We start from the raw sequence: 24,002 nt of genomic DNA, 5'->3' as shown, positions 1-24,002 counted from the left end.
TCATCACGCGACGGGAGGGGCTTTCTACATCTGGAGATTTGACTATGAACGTTATTGCAATCATGAATCACATGGGGGTTTACTTCAAAGAAGAACCCATCCGTGAACTGCATCGTGCTCTCGAACGCCTGGACTTCCGTATTGTCTACCCGAACGACCGTGACGACTTATTAAAACTTATTGAAAACAACTCTCGTCTGTGCGGCGTGATCTTCGACTGGGATAAATACAATCTCGAACTGTGCGAAGAAATCAGCAAAATGAACGAGTACATGCCGCTGTATGCGTTCGCTAACACCTACTCCACTCTGGACGTTAGCCTGAACGATCTGCGCATGCAGGTTCGCTTCTTCGAATATGCGCTGGGCGCTGCGGAAGATATCGCGAACAAAATCAAACAGAACACTGACGAATACATCGACACCATTCTGCCGCCGCTGACCAAAGCGCTGTTCAAATATGTCCGTGAAGGTAAATATACCTTCTGTACCCCAGGCCACATGGGCGGTACCGCGTTCCAGAAAAGCCCGGTAGGCAGCATCTTCTACGATTTCTTTGGCTCCAACACCATGAAATCCGATATCTCCATTTCGGTTTCTGAACTGGGTTCCCTGCTGGACCACAGCGGCCCGCACAAAGAAGCGGAAGAGTATATCGCTCGCGTGTTTAACGCAGAACGCAGCTACATGGTGACCAACGGTACTTCTACCGCTAACAAAATCGTCGGCATGTACTCCGCGCCGGCCGGCAGCACCGTGCTGATTGACCGTAACTGCCACAAATCGCTGACTCACCTGATGATGATGAGCGACATTACGCCGATCTACTTCCGTCCGACCCGTAACGCCTACGGTATCCTCGGCGGTATTCCGCAGAGCGAATTCCAGCACGCGACTATCGCCAAGCGTGTGAAAGAGACGCCGAATGCGACCTGGCCGGTACACGCGGTTATCACCAACTCAACCTATGATGGTCTGCTGTACAACACCGACTTCATCAAGAAAACCCTGGATGTGAAATCCATCCACTTTGACTCCGCGTGGGTGCCTTACACCAACTTCTCGCCGATCTATGAAGGCAAATGCGGGATGAGCGGCGGCCGCGTCGAAGGGAAAGTGATTTACGAAACCCAGTCCACGCACAAACTGCTGGCGGCGTTCTCCCAGGCGTCGATGATCCACGTGAAAGGCGACGTTAACGAAGAGACCTTCAACGAAGCCTACATGATGCACACCACCACCTCTCCACACTACGGGATCGTGGCCTCCACCGAAACCGCGGCGGCGATGATGAAGGGGAACGCTGGTAAGCGTCTGATCGACGGCTCTATTGAACGTTCCATTAAGTTCCGTAAAGAGATCAAACGTCTGAAAGGCGAGTCTGACGGCTGGTTCTTCGACGTCTGGCAGCCGGAGCATATCGATGGTCCTGAATGCTGGCCGCTGCGTTCCGACAGCGCATGGCACGGTTTCAAAAACATCGATAACGAACACATGTACCTCGACCCGATCAAAGTCACGCTGCTGACTCCGGGGATGAAGAAAGACGGCACCATGGATGACTTCGGTATTCCGGCAAGCATCGTGGCGAAATACCTCGACGAACACGGCATCGTGGTAGAGAAAACCGGTCCGTACAACCTGCTGTTCCTGTTCAGTATCGGTATCGATAAGACTAAAGCGCTGAGCCTGCTGCGTGCGCTGACCGACTTCAAACGCGCGTTCGACCTGAACCTGCGGGTGAAAAACATGCTGCCGTCGCTGTACCGTGAAGATCCTGAATTCTATGAAAACATGCGTATTCAGGACCTCGCGCAGAACATTCACAAACTGATTGAGCATCACAACCTGCCGGATCTGATGTTCCGCGCGTTTGAAGTGCTGCCATCGATGGTGATGACCCCGTATGCCGCGTTCCAGAAAGAGCTGCACGGTCAGACGGAAGAAGTGTATCTCGAAGAGATGGTCGGCCGCGTCAACGCCAATATGATCCTGCCGTATCCTCCGGGAGTGCCGCTGGTGATGCCGGGTGAGATGATCACCGAAGAGAGCCGTCCGGTGCTGGAGTTCCTGCAGATGCTGTGCGAAATCGGCGCCCACTATCCAGGCTTCGAAACCGATATCCACGGCGCCTATCGTCAGGCGGATGGTCGTTACACCGTTAAAGTGCTGAAAGAAGAGAATAACAAGTAATAGACGCACACCAGGGAAGTGGCTTGCCACTTCCCTTTTTCACGCTGCAAGGAGAACACATGAAAACACCCTCACAGCCGCGCGCGATTTACTACATCGTTGCGATCCAGATCTGGGAGTACTTCAGCTTTTACGGCATGCGCGCCTTACTCATCCTTTACCTTACCCACCAGCTTGGCTTCGACGACAGCCACGCCATCAGCCTGTTCAGCGCTTACGCATCTCTGGTTTACGTTACCCCTATTCTCGGCGGCTGGCTTGCCGACCGCCTGCTCGGCAACCGCACGGCGGTAATTGCCGGGGCGCTGTTGATGACCCTCGGCCATGTGGTGCTGGGCGTTGAGTCGACCTCCGCATGGAGTTTGTACGTCGCGCTGGCGATCATCATCTGCGGCTACGGCCTGTTTAAATCCAATATCAGCTGCCTGCTCGGCGAACTGTACGCTCACGACGACCCGCGTCGCGACGGCGGTTTCTCGCTGCTGTACGCCGCCGGCAACGTCGGCTCGATTGCCGCGCCCATCGCCTGCGGACTGGCGGCGCAGTGGTACGGCTGGCATATCGGCTTCGCCCTTGCGGGGATCGGTATGTTTATCGGCCTGATGATTTTCTTAAGCGGCAGCCGCCACTTCCGGCATACCCGCGGCGTCGATAAACCGGCGCTGCGGGCGGTGAAGTTCGTGCTGCCGACCTGGGGCTGGCTGCTGGTGATGCTCTGCCTGGCGCCGGTATTTTTCACGCTGCTGCTGCAAAACAACTGGTCCGGCTATCTGCTGGCGATCGTCTGCCTGTTCGCCGCCCAGATGGTGGCGCGGATCATGATCAAAGCCCCGGAGCATCGTCGCGCGCTGTGGCAGATCGTCCTGCTGATGCTCGCCGGAACGCTGTTCTGGGTGCTGGCGCAGCAGGGCGGGAGCTCGATTAGCCTGTTTATCGACCACTTCGTCAATCGTCGTCTGCTGAACTGGGACGTGCCGACCGCGCTGTTCCAGTCAGTTAACGCGATAGCGGTGATGGCGGCCGGCGTGGTGCTGGCGTGGCTGATGCGCCCGGAAGGCAGCGTGCGTTCTGTGCTGCGCGTCTGGCTGAAATTTTCTTTCGGCCTGCTGCTGATGGGCGGCGGCTTTATGCTGCTGGCGCTCAATGCCCGCCATGGCGCGGCTGACGGTCAGGCCTCAATGGGCATGATGGTCGCCGGGCTGGCGATGATGGGCTTTGCCGAACTGTTTATCGACCCGGTGGCGATGGCGCAGATAACCCGTCTGAACATGCCCGGCGTCACCGGCGTATTGACCGGCATTTATATGCTGGCCACCGGCGCGGTGGCCAACTGGCTGGCGGGCGTGGTCGCCCAGCAAACCACCGAATCGCAAATCAGCGATACAGCGATTGCCGCCTATCAGCATTTCTTCGCGCAGATGGGCGAATGGACCCTCGGCTGCGTGGCGGTGATGGTCATTATCGCCTTTGCCGCGGCCTGTAGCGTTGGCAAACGTCGTGCGGCTGCCGGTGAAATTACCGGCGGCGGCGCCTGACGCTCGTCCCGGCTCGTGGCGTAAACACCTTGTCCGGGCTGCGATTCGTAGCCCCGGTAAGCGCAGCGCGACCGGGGGCATTACCTCAACAGCGGAGCGCGAAGTCGCTCCTTGCACAGCTTAGTGAACAGGAGGAGGATATTCTGGCATGCGCGGAGGCCAACGATAAAAAATACCGTTACTGAAGCCATAGCTGAGTGAGATCAGCTTGGAGTGAATCCAGGATCGTTAAGATTGTGCTCTGGTGTCTTCCCAGAGACAGGCCGCGCGGAAGGGTGACCTGGTTCAATTTATCGAAGCTAGTTTGAAAGCAAGGTTATGAGGAATCCATATGTCTGAACAACAAGCACAAGGTGCCGATGAGGCCATTGACCTTAATAATGAACTGAAAGCTCGTCGCGAAAAACTGGCTGCGCTGCGTGAGCAGGGCGTAGCTTTCCCCAACGATTTCCGTCGCGATCATACCTCTGACCAATTGCATGCTGAATTCGATGCGAAGGACAACGATGAACTCGCTTCCCTGAACGTTGAAGTTGCGGTGGCTGGTCGGATGATGACCCGTCGCGTGATGGGCAAAGCCTCCTTCGTCACCCTCCAGGACGTCGGCGGCCGCATTCAGCTGTACGTGGCGCGCGATGACCTGCCGGAAGGCGTCTACAACGAACAGTTTAAGAAATGGGACCTCGGCGATATCATCGCCGCCCGCGGCAAGCTGTTCAAAACGCAAACCGGCGAACTCTCGATCCACTGCACCGAGCTGCGCCTGCTGACCAAAGCCCTGCGCCCGCTGCCGGATAAATTTCACGGCCTGCAGGATCAGGAAGTTCGCTATCGCCAGCGCTATCTGGATCTGATCGCCAACGAAGAGTCGCGTCATACGTTCCGTATCCGTTCGCAGATCCTCGCCACCATGCGCCAGTTCATGGTGGCCCGCGGCTTTATGGAAGTCGAAACGCCGATGATGCAGGTGATCCCTGGCGGGGCGTCAGCCCGTCCGTTCATCACCCATCACAACGCCCTGGATCTCGATATGTACCTGCGCATCGCGCCGGAACTGTATCTGAAACGTCTGGTGGTTGGCGGTTTTGAACGCGTGTTTGAAATCAACCGTAACTTCCGCAACGAAGGGATCTCGGTACGCCATAACCCAGAGTTCACCATGATGGAACTGTATATGGCGTATGCGGACTACAAAGACCTGATCGAACTGACCGAGTCGCTGTTCCGCACCCTGGCGCAGACGGTGCTGGGCAAAACCGAAGTGCCGTATGGCGACCAGGTGTTTGATTTCGGCAAGCCGTTTGAAAAACTGACCATGCGGGAAGCGATCAAGAAACACCGTCCGGAAACCAACATGGCGGATCTGGATAACTTCGACGCGGCGAAAGCGCTGGCGGAATCTATCGGTATTCAGGTAGAGAAAAGCTGGGGGCTGGGACGCATAGTTACCGAAATCTTTGACGAAGTGGCGGAAGCGCATCTGATTCAGCCGACCTTCATCACCGAATACCCGGCGGAAGTTTCTCCGCTGGCGCGCCGTAACGACGTCAACCCGGAAATCACTGACCGCTTTGAATTCTTCATCGGCGGCCGCGAAATCGGTAACGGTTTCAGCGAGCTGAACGATGCCGAAGACCAGGCGCAGCGCTTCCAGGATCAGGTGAACGCCAAAGCGGCGGGCGATGACGAAGCGATGTTCTACGACGAAGACTACGTGACCGCCCTCGAGTACGGCCTGCCGCCGACCGCCGGTCTGGGTATCGGTATCGACCGCATGGTGATGCTGTTTACCAACAGCCATACCATCCGCGACGTGATCCTCTTCCCGGCCATGCGTCCGCAGAAGTAATCCGTTGCACTCCCTCCCGGCCTGCGCCGGGAGGTTCTCCCTGTATTATCCCCGGCCTGTCGGCAGAGCGATGTTATTACAGGACTTTTTGCAACGTGCCGCGCTGGCTGCCGTTTGCCCATACGCCGTTAAAGGCGTCGTTCAGCGTAAAGGCTGAGCTTTTCACCCGGAAGGTCAGTTTACCCTGGCTGGCTTTCGCCGCCTCAACCAGATGGCCGCGGGTTTTCACCGTTTTAGCGGTGACGGTAATCTCATCAATTTTATCGCCATACTCCGTATAAACATACCAGGTGCCCACCCAGGGGCCGAAGCCGCTATCGGCGTGCTGTGCGGCGGCGGCATTCTCGGCTTTGGTTTTATGAATATCGCAGGTGATCCCGTCGGTCATCTGCGTGCAGCCGGAACGTTCAAGCTGTTCCCGGTATTTCGCGCTAATGGCGTGGGCCGGCGCGGCGGCGACCAGCGCCAGGGGGAGGGTGGTGAAAAGCCAGGTCTTATTCATCTTATTGTTTCTCATCGCGATAGCGGCGTGCCGGGCCAGAGAGAGGGATACACGTTGGTGTATTCTCCCGTTGGCGTCAGAATAAAATAACCCAACCAGTCCTGATAAGTAATTAGCAAGAGGCTCTGGGGTTATTTATTAGTAAAACATCAAATTTTCATGCTTATTTCGCAAGCCAACCTTCCCACTGCTTGTCATATTATTGCAGAGAGAATGTTAATTATTTGATGTTTTAAAAGCGGCTATGTGTCATTCAGGCAAATAACAGCAGGCCTGTCCTTGGCGCACGGCAAAAGCCCGCGCTGGTGCGGTGTTGAGTTTTTTTCATATTGCTATCATCATATTTCGAATGAAAGGGATAACCTCTGAAGCGGGTTATTAAGCCAGTAATTTTTATCCGCAAAATAAGCCGGCGGCAAGCATTATTTCCATTTATTTTTCAGGGTTACCTGAAATAGCGAATATACCGCCAGCGCAATGATGGATTTCCATCATTTCTCCGTTTTCATCGTCGGTCGTCACCTGCTTATAGTGACGCCAGACAAGACCACAGGGTGGAAAGGAGAACAAGATGGCGACAGAGCAACTGCGGTGGGGCGTGAGCCCCCTGTGCTGGACCAACGATGTACTCGAGGATTTAGGTGGTGATATTCCCCTGGATACCTGCCTGCGCGAGGCGCGGGAGGCGGGCTATCAGGGCATTGAGTTAGGACGGAAATTTCCCCGCCAGGCATCAACCCTGGGCCCGCTGCTGGCGGCGGCTGACCTGCGCCTGGCGTCCGGCTGGTACAGCGGCATGCTGGCCGACCGCAGCGTGGAAGCGGAGCTGGAGGCGGTGCGGGAGCACGCCCAGCTCCTCCGGCAGCTCGGCGCGAAGGTGATGGTTTACGGCGAATGCGGGCAACTGCCAGGTGAAACCCCGCTTGATGAGCCTATTTCGCTCTCGCCGCCGTTAAGCCGCGTCAGCCTTGCGGCGTATTGCCACAAGCTGAATACCTTTGCCGACCTGCTGCTGCGCGACTATGACCTCCAGCTGGCCTATCACCATCATCTGATGATGCTGGTGGAGCACGATGACGAGCTGGAGCGGTTTCTGTCTCACACCCATGACAACGTCGGGCTGGCGTTTGATACCGGGCACGCCTTTGTCGCCGGGGTCGAGATCCCGCGCGTACTGCACAAATATGGCCACCGTATCCGCCATCTGCATCTGAAAGACGTGCGTCCCCAGGTGCTGGGGCGTCTGTATCGGGAAAACCTGAGCTTTAACGAGGCGGTGCGCGCCGGGCTGTTTACCATCCCAGGCGACGGCTGCATCGACTATGCGCCGATCCTCGACTTTGTCCGGGACAGCGACTACCGCGGCTGGCTGATTATCGAAGCCGATCAGGACCCGGCGATGGCGCCGCCGCTGGCCACCGCCAGCCGCGCCTATGCCTGGCTGGCGCACCATTTATCTTCCCCTTCATCGTCAGAGGAGTACGCATCATGAGCGCGCGGTTAAATATCGGCCTTATCGGCTCAGGTTTTATGGGGCAGGCACACGCTGACGCTTACCGTCGCGCGGCAATGTTCTATCCCGATCTGCCCAAGCGCCCGCATCTCTACGCGCTGGCGGATCAGGATCAGGCGATGGCCGAACGCCACGCGGCGAAACTGGGGGCGGAAAAGGCCTACGGCGACTGGCGCGAGCTGGTAAACGATCCGCAGGTTGATGTGGTGGATATCACCTCGCCGAACCATCTGCACTACACAATGGCGATGGCGGCGATCGCGGCGGGTAAACATGTCTATTGCGAGAAGCCGCTGGCGGTCAATGAGCAGCAGGCGCAGGAGATGGCGCAGGCGGCACGGCGCGCGGGGGTGAAGACCATGGTGGCCTTTAACAACATCAAAACGCCGGCGGCGCTGCTGGCAAAGCAGATTATCGCCCGGGGCGATATTGGCGAACCGGTGCGCTTTCGCGGCACCTTTGATCAGGGGTTTTATAACGACCCGAACCTGCCCTGGTCCTGGCGCTGCTCGAAAACTCTCGGCGGCAGCGGGGCGCTTGGCGACCTCGGCGCCCATACCCTGTCCGTCGCCCAGTTTTTGCTTGGCGGGATCCGTGAAGTGACCGCCAGCGCGCAAACCTGCCTGCGCCAGCGTCCGGTGCCGCAAACCGATGCCGGGTATGCCAGCCGGGTCGCGGCCGATGCCGAGTGGCGGGAAGTGGAAAATGACGATCAGGTTCAGTGCCTGGTCAATTTCGACAGCGGCGCGGCGGGAGTGATTGAGGCCTCGCGCATCGCCGCCGGGCGGATCTTCGGCGTGTTCTGGGAGGTTTCCGGCACCGAAGGCACGCTGTATATGGACGGGGAGCGCTTTAACGAACTGCAGGTATATCGCTTCAACGATGATAAACACGACCGCGGCTTTAAGACGCTGTATGCCGGGAGCCAGATCCCGGCCTATGCCGGCTTCTTCGGCTTCGATTTTGGCGGCGGTGGGCTGGGCTATTTTGACGTCAAGGTGATCGAAGTGCATGACCTGGTGCAGGGGATTTGCGGGGACGACGACTGCTATCCCAACTTTGAATTTGGTTTGCAGAATCAGCGCGTGCTGTCGGCGATTGAAGCCTCGATGGTCAGCCGTCGCTGGGTGAACGTGGTTAAAGACTAAGGAGCCGCTATGTTTCCGTCACACTTACCAACCCCGCGCCGCCCGGCGGCGCAGAGCATTCCCATCCTGCGCTGGGGCATTATCGGTCCTGGCTGGATCGCCGAGCGCTTTGTGCACTCATTGAAAACCTACAGCCGGCAGCAGGTGGTGGCGGTGGCCTCCCGCAGCCAGGCGAAGGCCGACCGGGTGGCCGCGGAATGGGGGATCCCCCAGGCTTACGGCCAGGTGGAGGAGATGCTGGCGCGTCCGGATATTGATGCGGTGTATATTGCGACGCCGCACAACCATCACTTTCCCGACGGCATGCAGGCGCTGAAGGCGGGCAAACACGTGCTGATTGAGAAACCCTTCGCCCTCAACCTCGGCGAAGGACGTGAGCTGCAGGCTGAAGCCGCCCGCCAGGGGAAGCTGGCGCTGGAGGCAATGTGGTGCGATTACGCGCCGAAATATGATGTGATCCGCCAGCTGCTGGAGGATGGGGCGCTCGGCGACCTGCATACCCTGCTGGCCGATCACGGCGAGTATTTCACCCCCGAGCACCGCATCTTCAATGCCGATCTTGCCGGCGGGCCGATGATGGACCTCGGCAGCTATTTGACCTCGTTTGCGCTGATGGTGGGCGGCATGCCGCAGGAGATTGTCGCCCGCGGCAGCGCCACGGCGGAGGGACTGAACGGTCAGACGTCGATGCTGTTCGGCTGGCAGAACGGGATGCAGGGGTTGTTAAACACCACTTTGTTCAGCAACACGCCGGGCGGGGCGGTGGTGGCCGGACGCCAGGCGACCCTGACGATCGACGGCCAGTTTTACGCCCCCGGCGGCTTCACGCTCGCCGCCAGCCAGGGCGGGCAGGTGCTGCGCTGGGAAGAGCCGCGCAATCGCTACGACCAGCTGTTCTGGCAGGCGGAGCATTTTGCCTGGTGCATCGGACAGGGGGTGCAGGACTCGCCGCTGCGGCCGCTCAGTCGGGTGCTGCAGAATCTGCAGGTGATGGATGAGGTGCGGCGCCAGGTGGGCGCGGTGTTTAACGAAGAACGCTAAGGAGCCGGCCGGGCATTGGTTTGTAGATAGCGCGAGCGTATCTGCCATTGCCCGGCAAAAGGACGCGTACGATGCCTGATGTCTGTTGCCCGGCGGCGCTGCGCTTGCGCGGGCCTACTATTTTACTGCAACCGTTTGATATTCCAGTGTATTAATGCCTGTGTTATGTAGGCCGGGCAAGGCGACGCCGCCGCCCGGCATAAAACGGCTCCGCGCCCGCTGTTCTTGCCCGGCGGCGCTGCGCTTGCGCGGGCCTACGATTTTACTGCAACCGTTTGATATTAAATCAGATTAATGCCTGTGTTATGTAGGCCGGGCAAGGCGACGCCGCCGCCCGGCATAAAAGCGGCTCCGCGCCCGCTGTTCTTGCCCGGCGGCGCTGCGCTTGCGCGGGCCTACGATTTTACTGCAACCGTTTGATATTAAATCGTATTAATGCCTGTATTATGTAGGCCGGGCAAGGCATCGCCGCCGCCCGGCATAAAAGCGGCTCCGCGTCGGCTGTTCTTGCCCGGCGGCGCTGCGCTTGCACGGGCCTACGATTTTACTGCAACCGTTTGATATTCCAGTGTATTAATGCCTGTGTTATATAGGCCGGGCAAGGCATCGCCGCCGCCCGGCATAAAAGCGGCTCCGCGCCCGCTGTTCTTGCCCGGCGGCGCTGCGCTTGCGCGGGCCTGAGATATCTATGCAACTGTTTGATATTAAAGTGGATTAATGCCTGTGTTATGTAGGCCGGGCAAGGCATCGCCGCCGCCCGGCATAAAGGCTGGTACAGCGCCTGATAGCGGTTGCCTCGCACCCGCTCAGCGACAGTCGTCGACGGCGACAAACTGACCATGCTGCAGGGACTGAACCGCCGCTTCGGCAATGGCCTGCGCCTGCAGGCCGTCCAGCAGGCCGGGCAGGTCGGCGACGGTTTCACCATTCAGGGAGCGAATAAAGGCGTCAAGATGCTGGTAATAAGATCCCTGTACCCGGCTGAACCAGTCTGGCCACAGGCCCGGCTCAATGCGCTGATTGCCACGCCACAGGGTAGGGCCCGCGGGCGACTGGCTACCGGACTCCAGCGCGCCTTCGGCGCCCAGCAGGGTGATCCGTTCATCGTACCCGTGGCCGGTGCGGCGGGTATTGTCCAGCTGCGCCAGCGCGCCGCCGCGCATCTGCATCATCAGGATGGAGGTGTCGACATCGCCAAATTCGGCAATGTCCGGCAGGGCCAGCGCCGCGCCCATCGCTGCTACGGTGCGCACTTCATCGCCAGTGAGAAAGCGCAGGAGATCGAAGAAGTGGATCGCCTGATCGCGCATCTGGCCGCCGGAGCTGCGCAGATAGTCGAGCGGCGGCATGCTGGAGGCGCGGCAGACCATCTGCACCAGCTCGACCCGGCCGATCAGCCCTTGCTCCAGCTGGCGGCGGAGCTGCTGATGGCTGCTATCGAAGCGCCGGTTAAAGCCGACAGTGACCGGCACGTTCAGGGGGAGCACCCGCTCCACCACCTCACGGGCGCGCGCCAGGGAGAGGTCGATCGGTTTTTCGCAATAGACCGCCTTGCCCGCCCTGGCGGCGGCTTCCAGCAGTTCGGCATGCGACGGGGTTGAACTGGCGATCAGCACCGCGTCGATGGCGTCGCTATGGATCGCCTCGCTCACGGTCACCGCCCGGGCGCCATAGCGGGCGGCCAGCGCCTGGGCGCGCTCCGGGGCGGCATCGGCCACCATCGTCAGCGCACTTCCTTCATGACGGGCAAGACTGGCGGCATGAACCTGACCGATAAAACCACTGCCTACCAGGGCAAAACGTTTGCAGATCATTTTTTTCTCCAGAATGGCGAGGGGACGCTGCCACCATAATCGGTTTGCTAAACTCACTGACACTGCCGTTTTGATGGATTTCCATCATGAAGAGAGGGGCGATGAAAAACATTTCACTGGCGATGCTGGCCAGACAGATTGGCGTCGGCGTGGCCACCGTTGACCGGGTGCTGAACGAGCGCGGCGGCGTATCGCCGCAGACCACGCGCAAAGTGCTGCAGGCGGCGCGCGAGGCGGGACTGAAGCGGATCCTGCCGGAGGAGCACCGCTTTCCCTGGCAGATTGAGGTCTTTCTCAGCAGCAATGACTCGTTCTTCTTTCCGCAGCTGGCGCAGGATTTTGCCGCCGTGGCGGATAGCCTCGGCTATCGCCGTCTGACCTTGCACCGTACCTTTGTCCCGGAGTCGCAGCCGACGACACTGGCCCGGCGCATTGCGCGCAGTTGCCAGCAGCGTCAGGGGATCATCGTCTTCGGCAATGACCATCCCGCGGTGCACGACGCGCTGCGCCGCTGCCGGGAGGCTGGCGTCCCGGCGATCACCCTGGCGACGGACCTGCCCGGCGCCGACCGACTCTGCCACGTGGGGATCAATCAGCTACAGGCTGGCCGCACGGCGGGGTTAATGCTGGGGAGAATGACGCCACGGCCCGGCGAGGTGCTGATGGTCAGCGGCCGGCAAGATTACAGCGCGCATCGCCTGCGCATTCAGGGGTTCCGCGAGGTGCTGAGCCAGCGCTTTCCCCACCTGCAGCTCAGCGACGTGCTGGCGGGCGAGGAGCGGCGGGAGCAGATCACCCGCCTGGTGGAGCAAGCCCTGTGCCGCAGCCGAAATATTGTTGGGATCTATAACACCGGGCTTGGCAATACCCAGATTGCCGAGGCGCTGGCCCGCCACCGCCGCGAAGGCGACGTCTGCTGGATCACCCATGAGCGTTACAACACCACCCGGCAGCAGCTGGCGAAGGGCAGCCTGGCGTTAACGCTCGATCAGAACACCCGCCAGCACGCCCAGCTGGCGATCGACCTGATGCTGCGCCATCTGGAGTCCGGCTACCAGCCGCAAACCTATGCCGACGGTAAAGTCGACTTTATCCTCTACAGCGCCGAGAACGTGGACTAAGGCGTGCGGCGCCTCCCTTCCTGACAACACGGATTTCCCCGGCGGGTAAATGACCACCCCGCCGGGAGGGATCGCTTCAAAGCGTTGTCTGCTTCTCATTTTTCGCTCATTTATGCGGCAATGTTAGATGTCTGTCAAAATTCTGTTACTGCATAGTTTTAAAATTTTCATTTCAGTTATTTACTTATAAAAGTTTCAAATGTCTTGTTAATGAAATAAATGGTCTGAAATCCAGGTTGCGGCGTAAATGGACTGATGTTTCAAAATAGTGATGATAAAACAGCCGTTATTTGTGATTTAGATCACGATGGAGTGCGAGAGGTGCCGCAGCGTCGTCGATATACCAGCAGACATTTGCCGCAACGTAACTGAAATTAATTTTTCATTTTGTTTCATTCACCGGCGTACCTACAAAATCAAGGATCAACTATGAATATTAAGAAAACGATTGTTGCCTCTTTGTTAGCCTGCATGCTGCCTGCGGTGGTTATGGCAAAAGACGTCTCTATTGGCGTCTCGATGGCGCTGTTTGACGATAACTTCCTGACGATCCTGCGTACCTCGATGCAAAAAGAGATGAAAAAAGATGGCGTTAAATCGCAGATCGAGGACGCGAAAGGGGATGTCTCCCAGCAGCTGCAGCAGGTGCAGAACTTTATCGGCCAGGGGGTGGACGCCATTATCGTCAACCCGGTGGATACCAACGCGGTGAAACCGATCATGGATCAGGCCACCAAAGCCGGGATCCCGCTGGTGTTTGTGAACCGCCGTCCGCAGGCGGAGCTGACCGACAAGATGGCCTATGTGGGATCGGACTCCATTCTTGCCGGCCGTCTGCAGATGGAAGCGCTGGCGAAAGCGATGAACGGTAAGGGCAATGTGGCGATCCTGCTCGGCGACCTGGCGAATGAATCCACTCGCGACCGCACCAAAGGGGTGGAAGAGGTGGTAGCGAAATACCCGAACATCAAAATCGTCCAGAAGCAGACCGCGAAATTTACCCGCAATGACGCAGTGGATGTGGTCAGCAACTGGATGACCAGCGGTGAGGATATCCAGGCCATCGCCTCCAACAACGATGAAATGGCGATCGGCGCCCTGCAGGCGCTGGGCAAAAACCCGAACCATATTCTCATCGCCGGCGTGGATGGCACCCCGGATGCCCTGCAGATGCTGAAGAGCGGCAAGATGATCGCCACCATCTTCCAGGATGCGAAAGGCCAGGGTGAAGGCGCAGTCGACGCGGCCATCAAGCTGGCGAACGGCGAGAAAGTGGAAAAAATCATCGACGTGCCGTATCAGCTGATCACCAAAGAGAACATGGCTGAATTTACCAACCGTAATCAGAAATAGTCCTGGCCAACCTGTGGTACGGAGGTGGATGTATGAACGCTTTTGCCCTTGAAGCCGAAGGTATCAGTAAGTTCTTCCCCGGCGTGAAGGCGCTCGATAATGTCTCATTGCGCGTGCGTCCGGGAACGGTGCATGCCCTGATGGGCGAGAACGGCGCCGGTAAATCCACGCTGATGAAATGCCTGATCGGTATCTATCGCCCCGATAAAGGGTCGATTCGCGTGAAAGGGGAGCCGGTGGAGTTTACCGACACCATGGATGCGCTGCGCTCGGGGATCTCGATGATCCACCAGGAGCTCAATCTGGTGCCGCATATGACGGTGGCGGAGAATATCTGGCTGGGGCGCGAGCCGATGAAGTACGGCTTTGTCGACCACGGCCAGCTGACCCGCCAGACCCAGGCGCTGCTGGATAAGCTCAATATCCGCTTAACCGCTGACCGGCTGGTGGGCGACCTGAGCATCGCCGCCCAGCAGATGGTGGAGATTGCCAAAGCGGTCTCATGGAACGCGGATATTGTGATCATGGATGAGCCCACCTCGGCGCTGACCGAAGGCGAGGTGGCTCACCTGTTCACCATCATCCGCGACCTGCGCGCCCAGGGTAAAGCGATCATCTATATCAGCCACAAAATGGATGAGATCTTTGCCATCACCGATGAGATCAGCGTCTTTCGCGACGGCACCTGGGTGGGGAGCAAAAACACCACCGAATTTACCCGGCAGTCGCTGATCACCCAGATGGTGGGCCGCGAATTAACCCAGCTGTTTCCGAAATTTAATAACACCATCGGCGAAGAGGTGCTGACGGTGCGCAACCTGACGCGTCAGGGCGTGTTCCATGACGTCAGCTTTAGCGTACGCCGTGGCGAAATCCTGGGCGTGGCCGGGCTGGTGGGCGCCGGGCGCAGCGAGGTGATGGAAAGCCTGTTCGGTATGGAGCGCTTCGACAGCGGCGAAGTGCTGATCGACGGGGCGCCGGTGACCATCGATTCCCCCTCCGTGGCGATTGAAAAGGGGATGGCATTATTAACCGAAGACCGGAAAAAGTCGGGCCTGTTTCTGGTGCTGTCGGTGCTGGAAAATATGAGTATCGTCAAAATGCCGGAATATATCGGCAAGAGCGGTTTTGTCCAGCACGTGAAAATGGCCGAAGACTGCATGGAGCAAATACGCCGGCTCAATATTAAAACGCCGACGATGGATCAAATTATTAATAACCTCAGCGGGGGGAATCAGCAAAAGGTCCTGATTGCGCGCTGGCTGTTAGCGCAACCGAAAATCTTAATTCTCGATGAGCCGACCCGCGGTATCGACGTCGGGGCGAAGGCGGAGATTTATCATCTTATCAGTGAACTGGCGAATCGGGGGGTGGCGGTGATTATGGTCTCCTCTGAACTGCCGGAAATCCTTGGCATGAGCGATCGGGTCATGGTGATGCATGAAGGTCGTATCACCGGCATCCTGGAAAAAGACGAAGCCGACCAGGAAACCATTTTGTCGTTGGCATCCCATTGAGGCACAGAGAATGAGTAATATGAAATTAACGGCGGCTCCGGCCAGCGAGGGTTCCTCCTTCTTCGCTAATTTGCGGCATAAAATGCCGAAAGATACCGGCATCTTTGTGGTGATGCTGGTGATTGCCCTGACCTTTGAAATCGCCGGCTGGTATGTTCGCGACCAGTCGTTCCTGCTCAATACCAACCGGCTGGTGCTGATTGTGCTGCAGGTGGCGATTATCGGCATCATCGCCGTGGGCGTCACCCAGGTGATCATCACCACCGGGATTGACCTCTCCTCCGGCTCGGTTATTGCCCTTGCGGCGGTGGTGGCGGCCAGCCTGGCGCAAACCTCCGATAGCCTGTCACCAATGTTCCCGGCGCTGGTCAACCTGCCGGCGGTGATCCCCATTTGCGCGGGGATCGGCGTCGGCCTGCTGTGCGGCCTGACCAATGGTTTCCTGGTGACGCGGACCGGTATCCCGCCGTTTATCGCCACCCTCGGGATGATGGTTTCGGCGCGCGGTCTGGCGCAGTATTACACTCAGGGCAACCCGATCAGCTTCCTCTCCGACAGCTTTACGGCGATAGGCCAGGGGGCGATGCCGGTGATTATCTTCTTCGTGATCGCCGCCGTGTTTCACATTGCGCTGAAGCATACCCGGTATGGCAAATATGTGTATGCCATCGGCGGCAACATGACCTCGGCCAAAGTGTCCGGCATCAATGTGAATAAATATCTGGTGATCGTCTACACCATCGCCGGGGCGCTCTCCGGGCTGGCGGGGGTGGTGCTGGCGGCGCGCGTCAGTAGCGGCCAGTCGAGCATGGGGATGTCCTACGAGCTGGACGCGATTGCCGCCGCGGTGATCGGCGGCAGCAGCTTAATGGGCGGAGTGGGGCGCATTACCGGCACCCTGATTGGCGCGATGATCCTTGGCCTGATCAAAAGCGGTTTTACCTTTGTCGGCGTCGATGCCTATGTGCAGGATATTATTAAAGGCATCATTATCGTTGCGGCGGTAACCATCGATATGCGTCGCAACCGGAAAAAACACTAATCTTATCAACGGGCGGCAACGGCGAAGGATGCCGTTGCCGCCCGTCCTGTCCAGAAATAAACAAAATACTCCCCGCCAGGCTCCGCCTGTCTGTTTTGCCCGCGCTGCGCATCCTGTACAGTTTCGCCACTTCCGTTGTCCATTCGTCAGGGGCCACGCGTGGCCTGCGGTTTCTGGAGTCGTATGAATACACCATCCTTTGGCAAATTCTCGCCGCGCTGGCTAGCGGGAAAAAGGGGCCTTATCGTCACGCTGCTCGCGGGGCTGGCGATCCTGGCGCTCGGTCGGGGCATGAATTTGCCGGCCAGAGAGGTTTACCGTGAGAGGCAGATCCGCCAGCTGGAGGAGGATGCGCAGTGGGTGGCGGAACGCCTTGAGCGGCGGATGAACATTCCGGCGCCGCAGCGGGAAGCGACCTGGCCGCTGGCGGCGATGCGCGCCGCTCTCCGGACCCTCGCCCGGGAGCGGCATTATCAGCTGCTGCTGGTGAATGGCGACGGGCATCTGCTGGCGGCATCGCACGCGCTGCCGGCCAGCGTGCTGGCCCAGGTGCAGGCGCAGTTCCCGCGAGAGATGCAGCCCCCGCTGTTCGGCAGCCACTACCAGACCATTCAGCCATTCGCCCCGCATCAGCGGATGTTAAGCCGGGCGCTGAACGGCAACGCGGGGCTGGCGGGCTGGAATCTGGTGATGCTGGCGCCGGATGGTGGATTGCCCTCGTTGCTGGTGGCTTACCGCTGGCCGGTAACGATCGGCCTTGGCGCGGTGCTCGCCAGCGCGCTGCTGGCGCTGAGGCAGGCGGCGCGCGCCAGGCGAAAACGCTAATTGCCAACCGCGCCGTCAGGGATGGCGAATCTGCAGGGTGGCGGGCAGGTAGCGCTGAAGCGGCTCCGGCGCCTGGCCGTCGATCAGCTGGCTGAGCAGATCATAGCAGTGCCAGGCCAGCTGGCGATTATCCTGCTGCACGGTATCAATGCGCAGGGAAAGCGAATCATACAGATAGTGATCGTCGAAGCTGGCGAGATGAATATTGGAATCCAGCAGATGATGCTGGCTCATATAGCGCAGCACCCCTTCGAGCAGCCCGCAGGCCGCGGTGAAGAGCGCCTTCGGCGGACGCCCCAGCCGCGCGCAGAGCGCCGCGAACATCTCATAGCCGGAGCTGGGGTGGTAGTTGCCGTTGATCACCCACTCGGGGCGCAGCGTGATCCCCGCCTGGGCCAGGCCCTGGGTGAACCCCGCCAGCCGGTCGCGCGACGGCGACAGCCGCGGCTGGCCGCCGAGAAACCAGAACTCGTCCGCATGCTGAGGCGCGATACGGGAGATCAGCTCGGCCGTTGGGGTGACCGAGTCGGTCATCACCAGCGGCAGGGCGCTGTCGCTGGGGGAGCGGTCAAACAGCACCACCGGCAGCTGTTCGCTGAGCTTCTGATAGTCGGCATCGCTGTGCATACAAGAGGCGACAATCAGGCCGTCGACCTGGCGGGCGATCATGTTATTGACCACCACGCTCTCCTGACCTGGGTTTTCGTCGGTGCAGGAGATAAGCAGCTGCACGCCGGCTTCCCGGCAGAGCGTCTCAAGCTCGTGGGAGAAAACGGCAAACCCGTAGTTGGTGATCTCTGGCACCACCAGACCAATGGTATGGCTGCGGTTATCGCGCAGCGAGCGCGCGTGAATGCTCGGCTGATAGTGCTGTTCGCGAGCGATCGCCAGTACGCGCTCGCGCGTCTCCTGCGCCACGCGCAGCTCTTTACCACGACCGTTGAGTACCAGGCTGGCGGTCGCTTTGGAGACGCCCGCCAGTTCGGCGATATCTTTGATAGTTACGCGTTTGGTTTTCATCAGCACCCGGGAGCCTGAAAGCAAAACGCTTATTCTACCATGCATGGCCGCAGCAGCCAGCGGCAGAATGCCACCGGCGTCGCACCGCTGAAGATGAGCTGCCCCGGATAGCCCGGGAAGAAGCGGCTGCTCATCACCCCTTCGCCATCGTTGATGAAAATCTCCACGCTGGAGCGGTCGATAAAGATCCGCAGGCGTCGCGCCTCGCCGCGCCAGTAGCGGTGATGCATCTCTGCCGTCTGCAGGCCGCGGCGCGACAGACGCAGGCCGTCGCGATTGACGGTGAGCTGCAGGGCGCCGGCAAAGTCCAGCCCCAGCGTGCTGTCGGGGGAAAGGTCAAAGGCCAGCTCCATCGGGGCGAGGGGCAGGGTCTGTCCGCGCCAGCCCTGGGCTTCCCCGCGCAGGGCGACCAGCTCGCGCAGCGGACGCTGATACAGAGTGCCAGCCTGCCACTCCAGCTCACGCACGCAGGTCATCTGATGGATCCAGCCCTGCGCGCGGGTGGGCTGATGCATCTCGTCCCCGTCGGGGACGCCCATCCAGCCGACCAGCAGGCGGCGGCCATCGTCGGCCTGCATGGTCTGCGGCGCGTAGAACTCAAATCCGCTGTCCAGCTCGTGCAGCGGGCCGTGGTCGAAGATCCCGCGTTCGGCGTCGAAGCGGCCTGCCATCCACACCGCCGGATAGGTATTGAGAAAGCGCTGCGCTTCGCGGGCCAGCCCCTGCGGGCAGCAGATCAGCAGGTGGGTGTCCGCCAGCGGAAAGAGATCCGGGCACTCCCACATGTAGCCGGCGTTCGCCAGGCCGTTCACGTCGTGCCCGGCGATCTCGCCCACCAGGCGCCACTCCCGCAGGTTGCTGGCGGTAAACAGCAGCACTTTGCCGCGCTGTTGCACATCCTGCGCCCCAAGAACCATGTACCAGCGCCCGTCCTGCCGCCACACTTTAGGGTCGCGCACATGGCCGGTATAGCCTTCTGGCAGCGGCAGCACCGGCCCCAGCTTGCGGAAGGTGCCATCAGCATTCTCGGTCGCCAGACATTGCCAGGCGGTGCGCCCGCCGTCGGGGAATTTCACGTTGCCGGTGTAGCACAGAGTCAGGGCGCCCTCGAACTCGACCGCGCTGCCAGAGTAGCAGCCGTTGCGGTCATACTCTTCATCCGGCATCAGGGCGATAGGTTCGTGCCGCCAGTGCAGCAGATCGGCAGAGCTCCAGTGTCCCCAGCACTTATAGGTATGGTCGCAGGCGAGCGGGTTCCACTGATAAAACAGGTGGTAACGCCCGGCGACCTGGCAAAAGCCGTTAGGATCGTTCAGCAGTCCGTTGACCGGCGCCAGATGCCATTGCGGATAATGGCTGTCGGCCAGCGCCTGCGGCTGGCCCTGCATAACGGCCTGCAGGATCGCAGGCAGGCGTGACGGTAATGACATTATTCAGCGTCCGTTTTGTATTTCAGCGTCAGAGAGAGCGCGAAGGCCACGGCGAAGGCGATCGCCATTCCGATAATGTAGTTCAGCAGCGAGCTGGCCTGCACGATAGCCATCCCCGGGATCGCCGTCAGGCCCACCGCGGTCATGTAGACGTGCATCGACACCACCCAGGCGCCGCCGGCGGCACCGCCCACCAGCGCGGCGATGAACGGTTTCACAAAGCGCAGGTTAATCCCGAAGATTGCCGCCTCGGTGATCCCCAGCATCGCCGAAAACGCCGACGGCAGGGTGATGGCTTTTATTTTGGCATCTTTGGTTTTAAACCACACCGCAAAGCAGGCGCCGCCCTGGGCGACGTTGGCCATCGCCCAGATCGGCAGCAGGAAGTTGACGCCAATCGATGGGTTGCCCAGCAGTCCGGCCTCGATGGCATGGAAGCTGTGATGGATACCGGTAATGACGATCACCGAATAGAGGCCGCCGAACAGCAGGCCCGCCAGCCAGCCGGCATGGCTGATAAGCGTGCTGAGGATAAACGAAATGCCGTCGCCGAGCGCGCGACCGGCCGGGCCGATCAGCAGCAGGGCGATAAAGCCGGAGATAATCACCGTCAGGAACGGAGTGAGGATCAGGTCCAGCGCGTCAGGGATCACGCGGCGCAGCCGCTTCTCGACCATGCTCATAAACCACACCGCCAGCAGCACCGGGAAGACGGTGCCCTGGTAGCCGATCATCGCCACTTCGATGCCGAAGAAATTCATGGTGTGGAAGCCGGCGGCGACGCCCCAGGCGTTGGTCAGCGCCGGGTGGGTGAGGATCCCGCCGAGGGTCGCGCCCAGATAGGGGTTACCGCCAAATTCGCGGGCGGCGGTAAAGCCGATCAGGATCGGCAGAATGATAAACGCCGCCGAACTGCACATATCCAGCATGATATAGAGAGCGTTGCTCGGGTCGACCCAACCGTAGGTTTTCACCATCCCCAGCAGGCCCATCAGCAGGCCGGAGGCGACGATGGCCGGAATAATCGGCACGAAGATGTTGGACAGCAGGCGGGCGATGCGCTGGAACGGGTTCAGCTTTTTCGCCGCCAGGTCGGCGGCTTCGGATTTGCTCGATTCGCTGATGCCTGCGGCCTGGATAAAGGCGGCATAGACTTTATTGACCACCCCGGTGCCGAAGATGATCTGCATCTGTCCGGCATTGCGAAAGCAGCCTTTCACCCCGTCGATTTTGCCAATCGCCTGCTGATCGGCGAGCGCGTCGTCGACCAGCACCAGCCGCAGGCGGGTGGCGCAGTGCGCGGCGCTGGCGATATTTTCCTTGCCGCCCAGCAGGGGAAGCAGTGAGCGGGAAATCTGTTCAAAATCCATAGTACCCTCTAAATGCATGATGATATGGCGTGGGCGGCGCCAGCCGTGGCAGGCGCCGCGAACCTTATATTTATGTGTTATTTACCCTGTCGCCCCGGTTGCCGTCAGAACCAGGTCTCCATTTGCATACCGAACGACCATTCGCCGCCCGATTTGAATCCGTTGCTGCCTAACGCGTCATCGTTGGCGTAGTTGTCCAGTTTTTTGCTCCAGTCCATCCACGATGTATAGAAGCGGATCTCCGGCCGCGAGAAGAAGTCGCCGATGCTGCCCACCTTGAAGGTCGGGGCGAAGGTCAGCTTGTAGAAGCTGCCATTGACCGCATGGCGATCGTTGTAGCCTTCAGGCTGCAGATCCATGTACTGATAGCTGCCCTCCCAGGCGAGGGCGAAGTTCTGCGTCACTTCCTGAATCAGACGCAGGTTGAGGGTGGCCCACTGATAGCTGTCGCCATCGACATAACGATCTTTACTGCTCTGCGCCAGCACGGCCGGGGCAATAAACCAGCGATCGCTCAGCGGCGTGGTGCCATAGCTGGCGAAGCGCCAGGTATTGGCCCCCGGGCGCAGCGCGCCGTCGGAGCCGATGCCTTTAACCTCGGCGCCCAGCCCGTGGCCGTACAGCAGGGCCGTTTTGCTGGTCCCGTCGCGCAGGCCATAGAAGCTCTCATTGTGCAGGCCCAGCAGGGCATGAACCCCGGTGTTAGCGGCATCGCCTTTCACCAGATTGCCGTTCGCGTCCTGGCGGTCGTCATTATCTTTCGCCCGCATCCCGCTGACCATCATCTGCACCGGGCCGGCAAAGTTATTCATGCTGACGATATAGTTCTGCACGCTGTTGCTGCTGTCGGCGATATCGCCAAAGTTGCGGCCGTATAACGAGAAGTTGCTGCGCAGGCTGTCGTTCCATTTCACATCGTAGATCCCGCCGCCGGTCCCGGCGAGGAACACCACATCCGAGTCAATCCAGTGGATGTCGAAGTTGTCGCGGTCAAAGCGTTTCCCGGCCCACAGGGTCGAGCCTTTGAACGGGCCTTCGAAGGTCGGCAGGTTGCCCAGCTCGACGAACGCCTGGCGCACGTTCAGATCGCTGCTGCTTGCCGTCCAGTCGTTATAGGTGGTCTGTCCGTCGGCCACCATCACTTTGAAACGGGTGGTCGCCCCGTTGTCCAGGGTCTGTTTATGTTCGAGGTTCATTTCCACATAGGTGTCGGCCTGGTTGCCCAGGCGACCAATGGCGCCGCCGGTCTCCCCGGCGGGGGTCATATAAGCGCCGGATTTGGTACTGGCGGCCGAGTCGTTCATGATCACCCCGGAACGCGCATAGCCGTGGAACTCAAAGCCGCCGGGCCGTTCGGCTTTTTCTTCCAGTTGAGTGGTGCGCCTGGCCACCTGCTGGGTGGTGGCCTGGGTTTGCTGCTGCTGCTGGGTTAACTGCTGAACTTTCTGCTCCGCTGAGGCGGCGCGGCTTTCGGCAGTGCTGGCGCGGGTCTCGGCGTCCTGCAGGCGTTTTTCCAGGGCGGCGAGACGCGCTTCAATGCTGTTCAGGTCTGTCTGCCCATGGGCGGCGGCGGTGCCGGTTAGCAAAGCAATAAGAATGGCTAACTTCCGTTTTTTATACATGTTGGTGACATCCAAAGGTAAATCAGTGAGTGTGCTAATGTTTGCTAAACCGGTTTAGTTGATATGGTAAACATGTCGGTAACGCGGTGAAAATAAAAATTGCTAAACCGGTTTAAGAATTGTGATGTCGCCAGCAAAGTGGGCCGTTAACCGGCCCAAGGGGATCACAGCGAGCGCTGAAGATCGTTCCTGTAGGGCAGGGCGGTCATGGCGCCTTTGGCGGTGGTGGCCAGCGCGCCGCAGGTTTGCGCCAGCGCGAGGTCGGGAGCCAGGGCTGCGAGGTTGTCCGGGATACCGTGGGCGGCGAGGCCGGCGAGTAGCCCGGCGACAAAGGCATCGCCGGCGCCGGTGGTATCGACGGCCACCACCGGGCGGGCAGGGAAGTGGCTAACCTGCCCGCGCAGGGCGGCCTGGACCCCCGCTTTACCCTGGGTCACCAGCAGTAGCGTCGGCTGGAAGCGGGCGTTCAGCCGGGCGATGCCGCTGACGATGTCGTCGCTGCCGCTGATAAACGCCAGCTCCTCTTCCGAAAGTTTTATGGCGTCGGCGAGGGCCAGCGCCCGGTCGAGACAGTCGCGAAGGTCCTGCGGATCCTGCCACAGGTCGCTGCGGATATTGGGGTCGAAGCTGACATAGCCCCCGGCGCGCTTTATCGCCTCCATCGCCGCGAATGTCGTGCTGCGGCTCGGCTCCGCGCTGAGAGCGATGGAGCAGACGTGCAGCCACTGACCGGCGGCAAACGGCGGGAGATCCTCGGGCTGAAGGAACAGGTCGGCGCTCGGACGGACCATAAAGGTAAAGGTGCGCTCCCCGTGGCTATCGAGATCGACCACCACCGTGGAGGTGCGCTGCGCCGCATCGAGGCGCATATAGTTCACATCCACTTGCTCCTGCGCCAGGGTGTGACGCATAAAACGGCCGAAGGGATCGTCGCCGACGCGGCCGATAAACCCGCTGTCACCGCCGAGCCGCGCCACGCCGACCGCCACGTTGGCCGGCGCGCCGCCGGGGCATTGCAGCAGGCGGCCCTCTCCATCGGGCAGGAGATCGACGACCGCATCGCCGAGTACCCAGATTTTTCCATTCATACGACAAGCTCCTCTAAGCT

At 59.8% G+C, this 24,002-nt stretch carries 17 protein-coding genes and 1 pseudogene; 11 read left to right on the top strand and 7 right to left on the bottom strand.

The window, feature by feature from the left end:
• Positions 1 to 44: 44 nt before the first annotated feature.
• From cadA to lysS, 3 genes are all read left to right on the top strand, one after another.
• Positions 45 to 2,192 carry a lysine decarboxylase CadA gene (gene cadA, locus ACR809_RS18915; protein ID WP_002892486.1) on the top strand — a complete coding sequence of 716 codons (2,148 nt, stop codon included), beginning with the start codon at positions 45 to 47 and terminating at the stop codon, positions 2,190 to 2,192.
• Between the two features lie 59 nt (positions 2,193 to 2,251).
• Positions 2,252 to 3,727 (top strand): dipeptide permease DtpD, encoded by a 1,476-nt coding sequence (dtpD, locus tag ACR809_RS18910; RefSeq protein ID WP_004151795.1) that lies wholly within the window; start codon positions 2,252 to 2,254, stop codon positions 3,725 to 3,727.
• Between the two features lie 331 nt (positions 3,728 to 4,058).
• On the top strand, positions 4,059 to 5,576 hold the full coding sequence (gene lysS / locus ACR809_RS18905; RefSeq protein WP_002892491.1) for a lysine--tRNA ligase: 1,518 nt from the start codon (positions 4,059 to 4,061) through the stop codon (positions 5,574 to 5,576).
• A 76-nt stretch (positions 5,577 to 5,652) separates the two neighbouring features.
• On the opposite strand, the gene ACR809_RS18900 is transcribed toward lysS, so the two are convergent.
• A complete protein-coding gene (locus ACR809_RS18900; RefSeq protein WP_122051498.1) occupies positions 5,653 to 6,078 on the bottom strand; it encodes a hypothetical protein in 426 nt (141 codons plus the stop codon).
• A gap of 571 nt (positions 6,079 to 6,649) precedes the next feature.
• On the opposite strand from ACR809_RS18900, the gene iolE reads away from it, so the two are divergent.
• Genes iolE through ACR809_RS18885 form a run of 3 tightly spaced genes read left to right on the top strand, consistent with a single transcriptional unit; the run spans position 6,650 to position 9,780 of the window.
• Positions 6,650 to 7,570, top strand: coding sequence for a myo-inosose-2 dehydratase (iolE, locus tag ACR809_RS18895; protein ID WP_122051497.1), 921 nt, complete (start codon positions 6,650 to 6,652; stop codon positions 7,568 to 7,570).
• A complete protein-coding gene (locus tag ACR809_RS18890) occupies positions 7,567 to 8,739 on the top strand; it encodes a Gfo/Idh/MocA family protein (protein ID WP_032445667.1) in 1,173 nt (390 codons plus the stop codon). Before iolE ends, ACR809_RS18890 begins: the two co-directional genes overlap by 4 nt.
• 9 nt (positions 8,740 to 8,748) lie before the next feature.
• Positions 8,749 to 9,780, top strand: a complete 1,032-nt coding sequence (locus ACR809_RS18885; RefSeq protein ID WP_101971901.1) for a Gfo/Idh/MocA family protein — start codon at positions 8,749 to 8,751, stop codon at positions 9,778 to 9,780.
• A gap of 806 nt (positions 9,781 to 10,586) precedes the next feature.
• Here the strand turns inward: ACR809_RS18885 and ACR809_RS18880 are convergent.
• Positions 10,587 to 11,594, bottom strand: a complete 1,008-nt coding sequence (locus ACR809_RS18880; RefSeq protein ID WP_004177011.1) for a Gfo/Idh/MocA family oxidoreductase — start codon at positions 11,592 to 11,594, stop codon at positions 10,587 to 10,589.
• A 101-nt stretch (positions 11,595 to 11,695) separates the two neighbouring features.
• Here ACR809_RS18880 and ACR809_RS18875 point away from each other — a divergent pair, with 101 nt between their 5' ends.
• From ACR809_RS18875 to ACR809_RS18855, 5 genes and pseudogenes are all read left to right on the top strand, one after another.
• Positions 11,696 to 12,715, top strand: a complete 1,020-nt coding sequence (locus tag ACR809_RS18875; protein WP_004191476.1) for a LacI family DNA-binding transcriptional regulator — start codon at positions 11,696 to 11,698, stop codon at positions 12,713 to 12,715.
• A gap of 429 nt (positions 12,716 to 13,144) precedes the next feature.
• Entirely contained in the window at positions 13,145 to 14,068 is a 924-nt protein-coding gene (locus ACR809_RS18870) for a sugar ABC transporter substrate-binding protein (protein WP_002892597.1), read from the top strand.
• Positions 14,069 to 14,100: 32 nt separating this feature from the next.
• Positions 14,101 to 15,585 carry a sugar ABC transporter ATP-binding protein gene (locus ACR809_RS18865; protein ID WP_004142660.1) on the top strand — a complete coding sequence of 495 codons (1,485 nt, stop codon included), beginning with the start codon at positions 14,101 to 14,103 and terminating at the stop codon, positions 15,583 to 15,585.
• A 19-nt stretch (positions 15,586 to 15,604) separates the two neighbouring features.
• The gene (locus tag ACR809_RS18860; RefSeq protein WP_004152946.1) at positions 15,605 to 16,627 is read left to right on the top strand and encodes an ABC transporter permease; all 1,023 of its coding nucleotides are present in this window, start codon (positions 15,605 to 15,607) and stop codon (positions 16,625 to 16,627) included.
• 183 nt (positions 16,628 to 16,810) lie between these two features.
• A pseudogene (locus ACR809_RS18855) lies at positions 16,811 to 17,420 on the top strand (hypothetical protein).
• 47 nt (positions 17,421 to 17,467) lie between these two features.
• Here the strand turns inward: ACR809_RS18855 and ACR809_RS18850 are convergent.
• The 5 genes from ACR809_RS18850 to ACR809_RS18830 form a co-directional block, all read right to left on the bottom strand.
• Positions 17,468 to 18,478: a LacI family DNA-binding transcriptional regulator gene (locus ACR809_RS18850; RefSeq protein ID WP_014907957.1), complete on the bottom strand. Its 1,011-nt coding sequence runs from the start codon at positions 18,476 to 18,478 to the stop codon at positions 17,468 to 17,470.
• A 23-nt stretch (positions 18,479 to 18,501) separates the two neighbouring features.
• Positions 18,502 to 19,902 carry a sucrose-6-phosphate hydrolase gene (locus tag ACR809_RS18845; RefSeq protein WP_016946060.1) on the bottom strand — a complete coding sequence of 467 codons (1,401 nt, stop codon included), beginning with the start codon at positions 19,900 to 19,902 and terminating at the stop codon, positions 18,502 to 18,504.
• Positions 19,902 to 21,272, bottom strand: coding sequence for a sucrose-specific PTS transporter subunit IIBC (locus tag ACR809_RS18840; protein ID WP_002892640.1), 1,371 nt, complete (start codon positions 21,270 to 21,272; stop codon positions 19,902 to 19,904). Before ACR809_RS18840 ends, ACR809_RS18845 begins: the two co-directional genes overlap by 1 nt.
• Before the next feature lie 104 nt (positions 21,273 to 21,376).
• A complete protein-coding gene (locus ACR809_RS18835) occupies positions 21,377 to 22,894 on the bottom strand; it encodes a carbohydrate porin (RefSeq protein ID WP_004147437.1) in 1,518 nt (505 codons plus the stop codon).
• A 164-nt stretch (positions 22,895 to 23,058) separates the two neighbouring features.
• A complete protein-coding gene (locus tag ACR809_RS18830; protein ID WP_122051496.1) occupies positions 23,059 to 23,982 on the bottom strand; it encodes an aminoimidazole riboside kinase in 924 nt (307 codons plus the stop codon).
• Positions 23,983 to 24,002: the final 20 nt, after the last annotated feature.

The organism is Klebsiella sp. CD33 (assembly GCF_051992865.1).
Lineage (GTDB): Bacteria > Pseudomonadota > Gammaproteobacteria > Enterobacterales > Enterobacteriaceae > Klebsiella > Klebsiella pneumoniae.
This window is presented reverse-complemented; position numbering and strand designations above follow the sequence as displayed.

Bases quoted from the DNA above. Each gene is read 5' to 3' on its own strand.
- ACR809_RS18875 (WP_004191476.1), top strand. From the start codon at position 11,696: ATGAAAAACATTTCACTGGCGATGCTGGCCAGACAGATTGGCGTCGGC.
- ACR809_RS18835 (WP_004147437.1), bottom strand. From the start codon at position 22,894: ATGTATAAAAAACGGAAGTTAGCCATTCTTATTGCTTTGCTAACCGGC.
- cadA (WP_002892486.1), top strand. From the start codon at position 45: ATGAACGTTATTGCAATCATGAATCACATGGGGGTTTACTTCAAAGAA.
- ACR809_RS18880 (WP_004177011.1), bottom strand. From the start codon at position 11,594: ATGATCTGCAAACGTTTTGCCCTGGTAGGCAGTGGTTTTATCGGTCAG.
- ACR809_RS18870 (WP_002892597.1), top strand. From the start codon at position 13,145: ATGAATATTAAGAAAACGATTGTTGCCTCTTTGTTAGCCTGCATGCTG.
- ACR809_RS18900 (WP_122051498.1), bottom strand. From the start codon at position 6,078: ATGAATAAGACCTGGCTTTTCACCACCCTCCCCCTGGCGCTGGTCGCC.
- ACR809_RS18840 (WP_002892640.1), bottom strand. From the start codon at position 21,272: ATGGATTTTGAACAGATTTCCCGCTCACTGCTTCCCCTGCTGGGCGGC.
- iolE (WP_122051497.1), top strand. From the start codon at position 6,650: ATGGCGACAGAGCAACTGCGGTGGGGCGTGAGCCCCCTGTGCTGGACC.
- ACR809_RS18885 (WP_101971901.1), top strand. From the start codon at position 8,749: ATGTTTCCGTCACACTTACCAACCCCGCGCCGCCCGGCGGCGCAGAGC.
- ACR809_RS18830 (WP_122051496.1), bottom strand. From the start codon at position 23,982: ATGAATGGAAAAATCTGGGTACTCGGCGATGCGGTCGTCGATCTCCTG.
- dtpD (WP_004151795.1), top strand. From the start codon at position 2,252: ATGAAAACACCCTCACAGCCGCGCGCGATTTACTACATCGTTGCGATC.
- ACR809_RS18845 (WP_016946060.1), bottom strand. From the start codon at position 19,902: ATGTCATTACCGTCACGCCTGCCTGCGATCCTGCAGGCCGTTATGCAG.
- ACR809_RS18860 (WP_004152946.1), top strand. From the start codon at position 15,605: ATGAAATTAACGGCGGCTCCGGCCAGCGAGGGTTCCTCCTTCTTCGCT.
- ACR809_RS18890 (WP_032445667.1), top strand. From the start codon at position 7,567: ATGAGCGCGCGGTTAAATATCGGCCTTATCGGCTCAGGTTTTATGGGG.
- lysS (WP_002892491.1), top strand. From the start codon at position 4,059: ATGTCTGAACAACAAGCACAAGGTGCCGATGAGGCCATTGACCTTAAT.
- ACR809_RS18865 (WP_004142660.1), top strand. From the start codon at position 14,101: ATGAACGCTTTTGCCCTTGAAGCCGAAGGTATCAGTAAGTTCTTCCCC.